The organism is uncultured Marinobacter sp., from assembly GCF_913055835.1.
Taxonomy (GTDB): domain Bacteria; phylum Pseudomonadota; class Gammaproteobacteria; order Pseudomonadales; family Oleiphilaceae; genus Marinobacter.
In genome coordinates this window covers 22162-36222 of sequence record NZ_CAJXKQ010000037.1, presented here as the reverse complement: position 1 = coordinate 36222, position 14061 = coordinate 22162, and the positions used below count along the sequence as shown (strand labels likewise).

11 protein-coding genes and 1 pseudogene are annotated in these 14061 nt (G+C 58.7%); 5 read left to right on the top strand and 7 right to left on the bottom strand.

Translation table 11 applies throughout. From position 1 onward, the window contains the following. Positions 1-272: pseudogene (locus QZ534_RS16420) on the bottom strand (MFS transporter); the annotation flags it as partial. Position 273: 1 nt separating this feature from the next. Beyond that, on the bottom strand, positions 274-1278 hold the full coding sequence (locus QZ534_RS16415; RefSeq protein WP_296935963.1) for an ArsJ-associated glyceraldehyde-3-phosphate dehydrogenase: 1005 nt from the start codon (positions 1276-1278) through the stop codon (positions 274-276). Positions 1279-1447: 169 nt separating this feature from the next. Here QZ534_RS16415 and arsB point away from each other — a divergent pair, with 169 nt between their 5' ends. Further along, positions 1448-2518 carry an ACR3 family arsenite efflux transporter gene (gene arsB / locus QZ534_RS16410; RefSeq protein ID WP_296935961.1) on the top strand — a complete coding sequence of 357 codons (1071 nt, stop codon included), beginning with the start codon at positions 1448-1450 and terminating at the stop codon, positions 2516-2518. A 129-nt stretch (positions 2519-2647) separates the two neighbouring features. Continuing rightward, a complete protein-coding gene (locus tag QZ534_RS16405) occupies positions 2648-3445 on the top strand; it encodes an undecaprenyl-diphosphate phosphatase (protein WP_296935959.1) in 798 nt (265 codons plus the stop codon). 234 nt (positions 3446-3679) lie between these two features. Here the strand turns inward: QZ534_RS16405 and uvrD are convergent, their stop codons facing one another. After that, complete coding sequence (uvrD, locus tag QZ534_RS16400) at positions 3680-5845, bottom strand: DNA helicase II (RefSeq protein ID WP_296935956.1); 2166 nt, start codon at positions 5843-5845, stop codon at positions 3680-3682. A gap of 387 nt (positions 5846-6232) precedes the next feature. Then, positions 6233-7684 carry an NAD-dependent succinate-semialdehyde dehydrogenase gene (locus QZ534_RS16395; RefSeq protein WP_296935954.1) on the bottom strand — a complete coding sequence of 484 codons (1452 nt, stop codon included), beginning with the start codon at positions 7682-7684 and terminating at the stop codon, positions 6233-6235. 186 nt (positions 7685-7870) lie between these two features. On the opposite strand from QZ534_RS16395, the gene QZ534_RS16390 reads away from it, so the two are divergent. Then, positions 7871-8884, top strand: coding sequence for a histone deacetylase family protein (locus QZ534_RS16390; protein WP_296935953.1), 1014 nt, complete (start codon positions 7871-7873; stop codon positions 8882-8884). 4 nt (positions 8885-8888) lie between these two features. Here the strand turns inward: QZ534_RS16390 and thiI are convergent, their stop codons facing one another. Continuing rightward, positions 8889-10343 (bottom strand): tRNA uracil 4-sulfurtransferase ThiI, encoded by a 1455-nt coding sequence (gene thiI / locus QZ534_RS16385; protein ID WP_296935951.1) that lies wholly within the window; start codon positions 10341-10343, stop codon positions 8889-8891. Between the two features lie 110 nt (positions 10344-10453). On the opposite strand from thiI, the gene ppnN reads away from it, so the two are divergent. Beyond that, complete coding sequence (ppnN, locus tag QZ534_RS16380) at positions 10454-11836, top strand: nucleotide 5'-monophosphate nucleosidase PpnN (RefSeq protein ID WP_296935949.1); 1383 nt, start codon at positions 10454-10456, stop codon at positions 11834-11836. Positions 11837-11859: 23 nt separating this feature from the next. On the opposite strand, the gene QZ534_RS16375 is transcribed toward ppnN, so the two are convergent. Beyond that, on the bottom strand, positions 11860-12195 hold the full coding sequence (locus QZ534_RS16375; protein WP_296935968.1) for a c-type cytochrome: 336 nt from the start codon (positions 12193-12195) through the stop codon (positions 11860-11862). A gap of 219 nt (positions 12196-12414) precedes the next feature. Here QZ534_RS16375 and QZ534_RS16370 point away from each other — a divergent pair, with 219 nt between their 5' ends. Continuing rightward, positions 12415-13518, top strand: coding sequence for an enoyl-CoA hydratase/isomerase family protein (locus QZ534_RS16370; protein WP_296935947.1), 1104 nt, complete (start codon positions 12415-12417; stop codon positions 13516-13518). A 10-nt stretch (positions 13519-13528) separates the two neighbouring features. Here the strand turns inward: QZ534_RS16370 and QZ534_RS16365 are convergent, their stop codons facing one another. Next, the gene (locus QZ534_RS16365) at positions 13529-14026 is read right to left on the bottom strand and encodes an ankyrin repeat domain-containing protein (RefSeq protein WP_296935945.1); all 498 of its coding nucleotides are present in this window, start codon (positions 14024-14026) and stop codon (positions 13529-13531) included. Positions 14027-14061: the final 35 nt, after the last annotated feature.

The window sequence follows — 14061 nt, the reverse complement described above, 5'->3', positions numbered from 1 at the left end:
GGTACCGCCAGCATGCCCAACGCCACAATCTGCAGGAACAACCCGATGTTCATGGTGCGGTTCAGCCCCATGCGGGCGCCGAGGTAACCGCCCACCAGGTTGGTCACCACCCCGAAGAACTCGTAGAAAATGAACAGCAGGGCGATTTCCAGGGGCGAGTAACCCAGCTGGTGGAAATGCAGCACCACCAGCATCCGCAGGGCGCCATCGGTAAGCGTAAACGCCCAGTAGTTGCCGGTTATGACCAGGTACTGTCGAATGGCGACCGTCATATCAGGCTGAGCCCACCCTGCGCGCCAGTTCCGCGGTGCGGTTGGCGTAGCCCCATTCGTTGTCATACCAGGCGTAGATTTTCACCTGGGTGCCATTGACCACCATGGTGGACAGGGCATCCACAATGGAAGAGCGCGGGTCGGTCTTGTAATCGATCGACACCAGCGGGCGCTCTTCGTACCCCAGAATACCGTTCAGTTCACCCTCTGCTGCGTCTTTCAACAGCCGGTTTACGGTATCTCTGTCCGTCGCCGTTTCAACTTCAAACACACAATCAGTCAGCGACGCGTTGGTCAGCGGCACACGCACGGCGTGGCCATCCAGCCGCCCTTTCAGTTCCGGAAATATTTCGATAATCGCCGTTGCCGAACCGGTGCTGGTAGGAATCAGTGAACTCCCGCAAGCCCTCGCCCGACGCAAATCCTTGTGGGGCGCATCGATAATGGTCTGGGTGTTGGTCAGGCTATGGATGGTGGTGATGGAACCGTGCTTGATGCCCAGTTTCTCGTGAATCACCTTCACCACCGGCGCCAGGCAGTTGGTGGTGCAGGAGGCGGCGGTGATAATGCGGTCGTTGGCCGGGTCGAAAATAGCATCGTTCACACCCACCACAATGTTTTTAGCACCCGTCTCTTTCACTGGTGCCGTGACGACGACCCGTTTCACTCCCTGATCCAGATAGGCCTGCAAGACACTGACCTTCCTGTTCACGCCACTGGCCTCAATTACCAGATCGCAGCCCGACCAATCGGTTTCACCGATGGTTTTGTTGTGGGTCACGCGGATGCGCTTCCCGTCGATCTCGATCTCCGTTCCGTCTGCCGCGGCTTCCTGGCTCCAGCGACCATGAATGCTGTCAAAGTTAAGCAGGTGGGCCAGTGTGGCGGCGTCGGCACCCGGGTCGTTAATCGCCACAAACTCCATGTCTGGCCACTGCCAGGCCGCCCGCAACGCCAGGCGCCCAATGCGGCCGAAGCCGTTAATGCCTACCTTGATCTTGCTCATGTTCTTCTCCTGAAAGTGTCCATCCATCCTTTACATCACATGATGGTTACAAGTATTGGACAGTGGCTGCGTTTTCATCCTCGGTTTCCTGCATCGACATTTTCCGAACCATGATACTTGGCGCACAATAGGCGCGACAGAGCGACGAGTACAGGATTCCAAAACCACAATGGCTGCCAATTACGAAACAAAAACCACCGAGTCCCGCTCGGGCGGCATGGACCTGTTCGGCAGGTACCTGTCGGTGTGGGTGGCTCTGGCCATCATCGCCGGCGTGGCCCTTGGCCAGTTTGCGCCCGTGGTGCCGGAAACCCTGTCCCGTTTCGAATACGCGCAGGTCTCTATTCCCATCGCCATTCTGATCTGGGCAATGATTTTTCCGATGATGGCGCAGATTGATTTCAGTGCAGTGGTCGGCGTCAGAAAAGAACCGAAAGGTCTGGCGATCACCACCATCGTGAATTGGCTGATCAAGCCCTTCACCATGTTTGCCATTGCCTGGTTCTTTCTGATGGTAGTGTTCGAGCCCTGGATCGCGCCGGGACTGGCCAGCGAGTACCTGGCTGGCGCCATTCTGCTAGGCGCGGCGCCCTGCACCGCCATGGTGTTCGTCTGGAGTTACCTGACCAAAGGCGATGCCGCCTACACTCTTGTGCAGGTATCGCTGAACGACATCATCATGCTGTTTGCCTTCGCGCCTATTGTCGTTTTCCTGCTGGGCATTTCCGACATCCAGGTGCCCTGGGATACCGTGCTGCTGTCCGTCGTCCTGTACATCGTGATTCCGCTGACAGCCGGCTACCTGACCCGCCGCGCCCTGATCTCACGCCATGGCCAGCAGTGGTACGATGATGTCTTCATGAAGCGGCTCAGCCCCGTCACCCCGGCGGCACTGATCGTCACCCTGGTGCTGCTGTTCGCCTTCCAGGGCGAAGTAATCCTGAACAACCCGCTGCATATCTTGCTGATCGCCGTGCCATTGATCGTTCAGACGTTCCTTATTTTCTTCCTGGCCTACGGCTGGGCCAGGCTGTGGAAAGTCCGCCATTGCATCGCGGCGCCGGGCGCCATGATTGGTGCCAGCAACTTCTTCGAACTGGCCGTGGCCGCGGCCATCGCCCTGTTCGGCCTTCAATCCGGCGCAGCGCTGGCCACCGTGGTTGGCGTGCTCGTGGAAGTACCCCTCATGCTGATGCTGGTCAAAATAGCCAACCGCACCCGGGACCGGTTTCCCGCCTAAATCGCCGTGGTCAGCGCCAGACGTTGGGTCACGGCGCTGGCCTCACTCGCATTACCTGTTCAGCTCACCCCCACCCTGCTAATATCGCGCCCACATTTCTGATGCACTGAATCTGACGGAATCCACGCAATGGACGTTTTCCAGGCCCTTTTCCTTGGCCTTCTCCAGGGACTGACCGAATTCCTCCCGATCTCCAGCTCCGCCCACCTGATCCTGACCCCGGCATTGTTCGGCTGGACCGATCAGGGCGTGGGTTTTGATCTGTCCGTGCACGTGGGAACCTTACTGGCGGTTGTGCTCTATTTCCGACGGGATGTCTTTGGCATCGCCCGGGACGGACTGTTCTCCATTGGCCAGCGCAAAATCGTCGGCCAGGGCGCCCTGGCCTGGTATCTGGTGATCGGCACCATCCCGGCGGGTCTGGCCGGCCTGGCGCTGCTGGATATGATCGACAACGAATTGCGGGCCGTGGAAGTCATTTTCTTCACCACCCTGTTCTTCGGCCTGCTCCTCGGCCTGGCGGACTGGCTACCCAAACGCCAGCGCACCCTCGATAAACTGAATTGGAAAGACGCCGTACTGGTCGGTATTGCCCAGGCTATGGCCCTGGTCCCCGGCACCTCCCGCTCCGGCGTCACCATCACCGCCGGCCTGTTCCTGGGCATGACCCGGGAAACCGCTTCCAGGTTCTCATTCCTGCTGGCAATTCCCATCATCGTGCTGGCATCGGCGGTAAAACTGCTGGAAGTAGCGACTTCGGATGTGATTGTCGACTGGAATGGTTTCCTGATTGGCGGAGTAACTTCATTCCTGATGGCCATCACAGCGATTCACTTCTTCCTGAAGTGGCTGAACAAGGTGGGGATGTGGCCCTACGTTATCTACCGAATCATTTTGGCGGGTGTAATTTACGCAGTTCTTATGTAAGCGCGGCGTCCAGCAAAGAGTCTGCAGCGCAGGGTTGGGGTGGCCTTTCCAAAACTGTGCGGAGCCATGGATGGCGGAGCCCAAGCGCCACAGGGGTGAGGCCGAGCGCTTATGAAGCGAAGCTTCATGCGACAGCCGAACGACTGCAATCTATGATTGCAGGCCGGACCCCGAAGGGGGGCCGCAAGGAGCGTGTTTTGGAAAGGCCACCCCAACCCTGTGCACGCACTCAAACTAGCAGCCTTCTAAAGGCGCATAAGCCAAAACAAGCCACTTCGCGCCCTCATCAAAGTTTACCTGCACCCGAGTATGGTGCCCTGTGCCCTCTGAGTTCATCACGATACCCTCGCCAAACTTGGGATGGCGCACCCGCTGCCCCAGGCTGAAGCCGGATTGCTGAGCCGAATCCTGACTGAACATGCTTTCATTCGGGCGCCCAACCATCGCGGGACGGGTCACCGTATTACGTAGCCGCACTTCCTGCAGACAGTCGCCCGGAATCTCCCGCACAAACCGTGAGAGAGCATTGAACTTCTCCTGACCGTACAAACGCCGCGATTCGGCGTAAGTAAGCACCAGCTTTTTCATAGCCCGGGTAATGCCCACGTAGGCCAGACGACGTTCCTCTTCCATGCGACCCGGCTCTTCCAGAGACATGCCGTGGGGAAACAGGCCTTCCTCCACGCCGGCCAGGAACACCATCGGAAACTCCAGGCCTTTGGCAGAATGCAGAGTCATCAGCTGCACGCTGTCCTCATGGGCATCGGCCTGGGATTCGCCGGCATCCAGGGCCGCCTGGGCGATGAATTCCGCCAGCGGATCGACGCCATCTTCCACTTCATAGTCGGACAGGGCGTTGACCAATTCTTCAAGGTTCTCCACCCGCGCCTGGCCTTTCTCGCCCTTTTCGCTGGCGTGATAGTCCTTCAGGCCGCTGTCTTCGATGGTCTGCTTCATCAACCCATGCAGGGTTGCATCACCCACCATGCCGGACAGCTTTTCAATAATCGCAATAAACGACTGCAGCCCGGTTTTGGCCCGGCCTTTCACCTGCCCCGCCTCTAGCAGGCGCTCGGCAGATTCCCACAACGAAATGCTCTGCTCGGTGGCGTATTCCCTCAGTTCCGCCAGGCTCTTGGCACCAATACCCCGAGGCGGCACGTTCACCACCCGCTCAAATGCTGCATCGTCTCGCCGGTACTGGACCAGCCGCAGGTACGCCAGGGCGTTGCGGATTTCCTGGCGATCATAGAATCGTAAGCCGCCGTAGACCCGGTAAGGAATGCCCTGGCGCATCAGCGCTTCTTCCAGAAGCCGGGACTGAGCGTTGGAGCGGTAGAGAATGGCGCATTCACTGCGCAGGTTACCGTCCTGCACCCAGGCAGAGATGCTGTCGGCAATGTAGTTGGCTTCGTCCTGTTCGTTAAACGCCGCGTACAGGCTGATCGGTTCGCCTTCCGGACCGTCGGTCCAGAGCTCCTTGCCCAGCCGGCCCTGGTTGTTGGCGATCACAGCGTTGGCCGCCTTCAGGATCATCTGGGTGGAGCGGTAGTTCTGCTCCAGTCGCACCAATCGGGCATTGGGGAAATCCCTCTGGTACTGCTGGATATTCTCGATCTTGGCGCCCCGCCAGCCGTAAATGGACTGGTCGTCATCGCCGACCACCGTCAGCGGCACCCGGTTGCTGGCCAGCACCTGCAGCCAGGCGTATTGAATGGTGTTGGTGTCCTGAAACTCGTCCACCAGAATGTGCTGAAACCGGCCCTGGTAATGGGCCAGCAGCTCTGGCCGGTGCAGCCAGAGTTCGTGGGAACGCAGCAGCAGCTCGCCAAAATCCACCAGACCACCCTGCTGGCAGAGTTTTTCGTACTGGCGATAGATCTTCAGCATAACCGACAGGAACTGGTCGCCCGGGTTCTCCTGGATATGGTCCGCCCGCAGCCCCTCGTCCTTCTGGCTGTTGATAAACCACTGGGCCTGCTTCGGCGGCCACTTGCTCTCGTCGATCTGGTTTTCCCGCATCACCCGCTTGATCAGCCGCAGCTGGTCGTCGCTGTCCAGCACCTGGAAGTTCTCCGGCAGGCCGGCGTCTTTCCAGTGCGAACGCAGCAGACGGTGGGCGATGCCATGAAACGTACCGAACCACAGGCCACGGGCCGGAATCTGCATCATCTGCTCGATGCGGTAACGCATTTCCTTGGCGGCCTTGTTGGTGAACGTAACCGCCAGGATGCCGGTGGGCGGCACCCGATCCACGGTCATCAACCAGGCGATCCGATGCACCAGAACACGGGTTTTGCCACTACCGGCACCGGCCAGAACCAGAAGGTGATCGTTCTGTGCGGTAACAGCTTCACGCTGGGCATCGTTCAAAGGATCGATGATGTGGGAGACGTCCATAAAGAATCGGTTCGCTACTGGTTAAATAAACAGGTTAAGGAGTATAACAGGAGAAAAGGAGGTTTGTCGGGCGGGGATATTTCCAGCTGGTTTGTCGGATTACGCTTCGCTAATCCGACCTACCCAAGGCAGGCAAGGGATTTAATAAGCCTTCATCTGCTGTCAGAAAGAGCGCGGGGGAGGTTCCCCTTCAGGACTGTCTGTGGCCATGAATGGCCACAGCCAAGCGCACATGGGTGAGGCGGAGCGCTTATGAAGCAAAGCTTCATGCGACAGCCGAACGCCTGCAATCTGAGATTGCAGGCTGGACCCGCGTGCGGGTGCTCGTAGCGTGTCCTGAAGGGGAACCTCCCCCGTGCGACACCCCCATGGCTGAGGGCTTATAACTTAGAAACCTCGCGGTACGGTCTGAGCTTCCACAAACTCGAACAGACCTTCCAGGCCACCTTCACGGCCTATACCCGAGGCCTTCATGCCACCAAACGGCGCTTCCGGGGTCGGGCCGGTGCCGGTGTTCCAGCCGCAGTGGCCGAAACGAAGGCCGGCAGCGACGCGCTGGGCGCGTTCGGCATCGTTGGTGAACACGTATGAGGCGAGACCAAACTCGGTGTCGTTACCGGCTTCGATGACTTCCTCTTCCGTGCGGAACAACGCCATGGGTACCAGCGGGCCGAAGGTTTCTTCCTGATAGCAGCACATATCGCGGTTTACACCATGCACCACCGTGGGAGGGAAGAACAGGTCGTTGCCCAGCTCTTCCGGTTTCTTGCCGGCGACCAGCGTCGCGCCTTTTTCCAGAGCATCCTGGACGTGGCGTTTAACCTTGTCGTAGCCAGCCTGGTTGATCAGCGGGCCAAGGTCCACGTCGCCGTTGATGCCGTCGCCGACGGTCATCTTGTTGACCCGCTCGGCAAGCTTCTCACCGAAGGCGTCGGCCACTTTCTCATGCACGAAAATCCGGTTGGCACAGACACAGGTCTGGCCGCCACCGCGGAATTTGTTGGCGATGAGGTTGTCGGCTGCAGCGTCCAGGTCGGCGTCATCAAAGACGATGAACGGCGCGTTGCCGCCCAGCTCCAGGGCCAGTTTCTTGACCTGATCCGCCGTATCGACGATCAGTTTGCGACCCACTTCGGTGGAACCGGTGAAGCTGAGCATGGGCACATCCGGGCTTTCGCACAGAACCTTGCCGATCACGCTGGCTTTCCCCATCACCAGGTTCACCATACCGTCAGGCATGTCGGTATGCTTTTCCATCAGGCTGAACAGGGCAATCATGGTCAGTGGTGTTTCACTGGCCGGTTTGATTACCGACGGGCAGCCTGCCGCCAGCGCCGCGGAGAGCTTCTTGGCAATCATGCCAATGGGGAAGTTCCAGGGCGTAATCAGGCCGGTGACGCCGATGGGCCGGTAGTGAACCGTCCAGGTGCAGTCTTTCGGCTTTTCCGGGATGGTGTGAGCATCCAGGGCCTGAATGTGCTTGGAGCAGTAATCGAAAAAGCCGGCGGCGTAATCCACTTCCCCCTGGGCTTCGTGCAGGGGCTTGCCGTGTTCCATGCACAGGATACGGCCGACTTCTTCCTTGTTGGCCTTGAGGGCATCGCGGATGTCCTCCAGCCACTTGCGACGGGTCTCGATGCTGTAAGGCCTGGTCAGGCGCAGCGCGGATTTGCCGGCAGCGATCGCGGCGTTTACCTCGTCCTCTGACATGGAAGCGACCTGGGCGATCACCTTGCCCGTTGCCGGGTTATAAACATCGAAGGTGTTGCCATGCTCATTGTCAGTCCAGCGACCACCGATATAGCCGGTCAGCTTTTCCAGCAGGGGTGACTCGATCATCTCGGCTCCTCTTCTGTGATTGGCTCCGCCCCCGTGTGGGGCGCAGTCCGGGTAATCTGGTTGCGTCAGTGTTTTATGTCTTTCATAGTGGATGTTGTATCCCAACCTGTAAAGTCAAGGGCAGCCTTTTGATCATCCCACGAGTGTGCCTATACTCGGTGGATCAGACACCCAGGAGACCGGACAATGAAGGCATTTTTCCATCACGCACAGGATGAGCACATTCCACAGACGTACTTTACCCGGGGACAGATGCGCCAGCCCCAGGAGATTCCTGCTCGAACCGGCGAAATGCTGGGCGGACTGAAGGAAATGGGGATCTCCGTGCTGCAACCTGCGGACCAGGGTGCAGGGCCGATCTCGAAGGTTCACGATCTGGGTTACCTGCGGTTTCTTGAATCCGCTCATCGGCGCTGGAAACAGATGGATGACTGGGGCGATGAGGTCATCTCCAATATCTTTGTCCGTTCCCCCAACCATCTGACGGGCATCCTGGCCGAAGCCGCCCGTTATCAGGCCGATGGCAGCTGCCCGATAGGTGAGCATACCTGGCATGCGGCCTACTGGTCTGCCCAGAGCGCGCTAGGCGCCGCCGACGCATTGATTGCAGGGGATCGCACTTCCTATGCGGTATGTCGCCCACCCGGACACCATGCCCGCCGGGATGCCGCAGGCGGGTTCTGCTACCTGAATAACGCTGCTATTGCCGCCGAGCACATGAAAGCCCGATTCCCGCGGATCGTGATTCTGGATACCGACATGCACCATGGCCAGGGCATTCAGGAGATCTTCTACGATCGCAGCGATGTGCTCTATATTTCAATCCACGGCGATCCCACCAACTTCTACCCGGTGGTTACCGGCTTTGAGAACGAGCGTGGCGAAGGAGAAGGCTTTGGCTACAACATCAATATGCCGATGCCCCATGGTTCCACGGAAGACGACTTCTTTGCGAGACTGGACGAAGCCCTGGCGGCCATCAAGCTTTACCAACCGGATGCCCTGATCCTCGCCCTTGGTTTCGATATCTACAAGAACGACCCACAGGCCAAGGTGTCCGTTTCTTCCGAAGGTTTCTGCAGGCTCAGCACCCACGTGCGCCAGCTGGGGCTGCCGACGCTGGTGGTGCAGGAAGGCGGGTACGATCTGGACGCCCTGAGCGAGAACGTCCAGCAGTTCTTCAAGGGGCTGGCAGGCTGAGAGTTCAGGCTGCGGGCACGTAGACCTTCACGTTTTCGTGCCCCTCGGCCCTGAGATGCCCCGCATGCATGCGGCTCATGGTGCCGCGATCGCAATACAGCAGGTATTGGCGGTTTGCCGGCAACTCCGGTAACTGTTGGTTCAGCTCGTAGAACGGGATCTTCAGAATTTCGTTGTTGGTCAGCTTCAGGGGAGACTGCTCGCCTTCAGAAGGGTGACGCACGTCAATGATCACGTCATCCACCGATGGCGTCTGCACCAGCTCCACTTCTTCCGGTGTCACGGTCGTCTCCAGCAACCGGTTCACCGGCGTCTCCTCCCGGGCCTGAATCGCGTTCGCAAGTACCGAAGCGTCCATTTGAGCCTCATCTTCCTCCACCCGGTGCAGTTTGGCTCTGGTGGCCGGCTTCTGGGAGATTACACCGCAGTACTCGGGCATATTGCGAGCGTACACTTCAGTGCCAATTTCACGGGCAATTCGGATAATGGATTCCTTGTCCATTGACACCAACGGGCGCAGAACCACCTCGTCACTGGCCCGATCCACCACATTAAGATTGCTCAGGGTCTGGCTCGACACCTGGGCTACCGCATCGCCGGTCACCAACCCCACCGAGTTGTTTTTGCGAGCGATTTCGGCCGCGGCCATCAACATCTGGCGTTTCAGCACCACGCCCCAGTGTCGGTGGCTCACCGAGCGCATGATCTCTGCAACCACGCCCTCAAAGGGCACGGAGATAAACTTGGCGCTGTGGGAGGCACCGTAGCGGTCCCACAGGTAGTGCACCACCTGGCGTACACCGACCTCATGGGCGGCGCCCCCCAGATTGAAAAACAGGAAATGATTGCGCAGGCCCCGCCGCATCATCAGGTAGGCGGCCACGGAAGAATCGTAACCTCCTGATATCAGCGTCAGCACGTTTTCGACACTGCCTAGCGGATAGCCGCCCAACCCACGGTGCTTGCGGTGGGCGATGTGGAACTGATCGCCATGGACTTCAATCCGCACCTCAACCTGTGGCGATTTCAGGTCAACCCCCTTGGCCTCCGATGCCTGCATCAGGGCGGCACCTACCGTCCGTTCCAGGTCGATGGAACGGAAGTTGTGCTCACCGTGACGACGGGCCCTGACGGCGAAGGTTTTGCCATTCAACCGGTCAGTGAAGGCCTCAACGGCTTTGTCGGCAACATCGTCAAGACTGACGAATGGAAACGCCCCGATTTCCTGGATCGTGGAAATGCCCGGTATGCGCAAAAGCGCCTCCAGGGCCGGGCCTGACAAGCCGCGTCCGTCCGGCACTTCCACGTCAACCCGATCCCAGCTGCCCTCCACGCGAATCTCAGGATCCAGCCGTGCCAGCAGTTTTCGGATGTTCTGCCGCAGGTGACGCATCTGCTGACGACGGACAGGTTTACTCTTGATCGCAACTTCCGGAGCGGGACGAATAAGCAGTTTCATAAATCGGAATTTTGTCGGGTGGCGTATTGTATAGAAAGGCCTTAGTCTACCCTTTTGACTGCGTGCCTCAAAATCGGGCATTTCCGCAACACTCAGGAGTTTCACAGTTAATGCAGGAAACCACCATCAATGCCCTGGTCTCCCCCGAGGGCAGCCTTGAAATTCTCTCCAATCATGAGGTCAACCGCCTCAAGGACCGCAGCGAAGGGGGCCTGTACCGACTGTTCCGCCAGTGCGCCCTGGCGGTTCTGAATACCGGGGTAGAAACCGACGACTGTCAGGCATTGATGGAATCCCATGCCGACTTTGATGTCCGCCTGGTACCGCAGCCGCGGGGCCTGAAACTGGAACTGATTAATGCACCCGCACATGCGTTCGTTGACGGACAGATGCTTCGGGCGATCCGAGAACACCTGTTCTCGGTGCTGAGGGATATTATCTACTCCCATTCAATCCCCCAGTCTGCGGCTGGTTTCCGGCGGGACGATCCGGAAGACCTGACCAACTACGTTTTCCACATCCTCCGGAATGCCCGGGTGCTGCAGGCGGGAAGACAACCGGATCTGGTGGTCTGCTGGGGAGGCCACTCAATCGGGCACGAAGAATACCAGTACAGCAAGGATGTGGGCCATCAATTGGGGCTCAGGGCCTTGAGTATCTGTACGGGATGTGGCCCCGGGGCCATGAAAGGTCCAATGAAAGGCGCCACCATTGGCCACGCCAAGCAACGGGTAAAAGATGGCCGCTACATTGGCATCACCGAGCCGGGCATTATTGGCGCGGAGGCCCCCAACCCCATCGTCAATGAACTGGTGATCATGCCCGACATTGAGAAACGCCTGGAGGCCTTCGTTCGCTGTGGTCACGGGGTCATTGTGTTCCCGGGCGGTGTCGGCACCGCTGAAGAAATCCTCTACCTGCTGGGCATCCTGCTGCATCCGGACAACGCAGACCTGCCCTTCCCGGTGGTGTTTACCGGCCGGCAGGAGAATGCGGAATACTTCGAGATGATCGACAAATTCATCCGGAACGCCCTCGGGGACGAAGCTGCGAGCAAGTACGAGATCATCATCGACGATCCGGTACGCGTGGCGCAGACCATGAAAAAGGGCATGAAAGAGGTAGAAACGTTCCGGCGCGCCATGCAGGACGCCTACTACTTCAACTGGATGCTCAAGATTGACCCGGTATTCCAGTTTCCTTTCGAGCCAAATCACAACAATATGCGGGCGCTGGAACTCCATCGGGATCAGCCGGTACACCTGATCGCCGCAAATCTGCGCAAGGCCTTCAGCGGCATCGTGGCAGGAAACGTCAAGGAGAGTGGTATACGGCAGGTACAGGAGAAGGGGCCGTTCGAAATTGCCGGTGATCCAAGTCTGATCAAACCGCTTGAGGCTATGCTGGAACAGTTTGTCGCCCAGAACCGGATGAAACTGCCAGGAACCTCGGCCTACAGACCGAGCTATCGCATTGTCAGCGGTGCGGCCTGAGCCGCCCCGCTGACAAATAGAACTTACTTGCCGCCGTCCGCGGGAAGACTGGCGTAGTAGGCTGCCAGGTTGGCGATATCCGTGTCACTCAAGGCAGCAGCCTGACCCTGCATGATAGCCGCCTGACCGCCAGAACGCTGCTTGTTCTTGTACGCCTTGAGGGCGGATACCAGGTACTGCTCGTTCTGGCCCGCCAGGTTCGGGTAAGTGGGGATCTGCGCGATACCGTTCTGACCATGGCACGCAGCACAGACTGCCGCCTTGGCCTTGCCGGCTTCGGCATCCGCGGCAGAAACTACAGCAGGCACAGCAGCGCCAAGCGCAAAAATTCCCGCAACAGCGTAGTGTTTCAGATTCATTGTCATTACCCTCTCATCATCGTTTTCAAGATTTTCAGACCGGTTCGGAAGCCGGACAATAAACTGACTAGCACTTATAGCACAGAGCCGGGGAACCTCAAATGCGATAGGTCAAGGACGTCTTTTCGACGTTGGTCCTCTTTTCTACTCTGACTATTAGGGTGAAAGTACGTTCGATTCCGTATACAAGATCGATTTAAATCTTCGGAGATATCGTCAATGTCTGTAGAGGCTCAGGAACTTGCCTGTCGCGAAGGCCACATTGGTGTTCTGACACTGAACTCCCCAGGCACGCTCAACGCACTTTCCGAGCACATGATCCAGCAGACCCAGGAAATCCTTGATCGGTGGGCCAACGATGATCGGATCTGCATCGTGGTTATTCGGGGGGCGGGAGAAAGGGCTTTCTGCGCCGGTGGCGATATCCGCGAACTGTACGATGCGATTCAGGATCCGGAAGACCCCGAGAAACCGGTACGTTTTTTCAGCCGCGAATACCGGATGGACTACAACATTCATCGTTTTCCCAAGCCTGTGCTGGGCATAGCCCACGGCGTGGTGATGGGCGGCGGGCTTGGTGTGTTCTCCGGCTGCCGGTATCGGCTGGTAACACCGGATGTCACCCTGGCGATGCCCGAAATCGCCATCGGCCTGTTTCCGGATGTGGGCGCCAGCTGGTTTCTGAAAAGGTTGCCGGGCCGGCTCGGTCTGTTCATGGGGCTGACCGGCGCTCACCTGAACGTGAGCGATGCACTTCGGGTTGGCCTTGCGGACATGGCCATTCTGCCGGAAGACCGGGACCGTCTTCTGGACCGCCTGGCGTCGGAACGATGGACCGGGCAGACTGCCGCCGACGACAACCGTCTTTTCCGCTTGCTCAGTCAGATCCAGACACCGGATTACCGGGCACTGCCGCCCAGCCATCTTGCCAAACACGAACAACGAATTGCCCGGCTGAGCGCTGGCGATGAACTGCCGGAAATCGTTGATCAGTTGCTCACGGCAGAGGTGGACTGCGACTGGTGGCACGCCTGCATGAACACGCTGAGAACCGGGTGCCCCGTGTCGGCCTGGCTGGTCTGGACCCAGTTGCAAAAAGCCCAGCAGATGTCTCTCAAGGACGCCTTCCGAATGGAACTGGCGATGGTCTCGGAATGCATCCGCCGGCCAGACCTGGCCGAGGGCATACGGGCCCTGGCCATCGACAAGGATCGCCAGCCCAAGTGGAGTTATCCGGGCGTTGCGGACGTTCCGGAGGAGGTCGTTGCCGCCCATTTCAGCCCGGAATGGGATGACGAAACCGATCCGATGGGGCTGGAATAGCTTCCGGGAACTACAGCTGCGCACCCGCCTGCACCAGCAGCATTTCCAGATCCCGGTTGTTGGTGGCACGGGCGATGTCCAGCGCGGTCTGGCCACCCTTGCCCCGGTAATTCACGTCCGCCCCGGCGGCCACCAGACGCTCTGCGGTCAGCAAATCGCCATTAGCCACAATTTTCATCAGCAGGGATTCACCGCCCTGGCTGACATTGACGTTGGCACCGGCGGCCACCAGCACCTTCACCACCGACAAATGGCCATTCTCTGCCGCCCGCATGACGGGGGTATATCCGTTATGGTCACTGGTGTTTACATCGGCACCGGCGGAAAGCAACAGCTGCACACGCCGCTTTTCACCGGCTCCGGCGGCTGAGATCAGAAGTGCATCCGCCTCGGCAAGGGCCTCGGGGCTCAGAGTAACCGGCTGGTTTGGGGAAGCGCATGCAGACAGCAAAGCAAGAAGTGGAAACAGAATCAGCAAAACACGGAAGGCGCCGGTTCCCTTGGCCATAGCAAACAGTCTCTGTGGATCTCGTTGAAAGGATG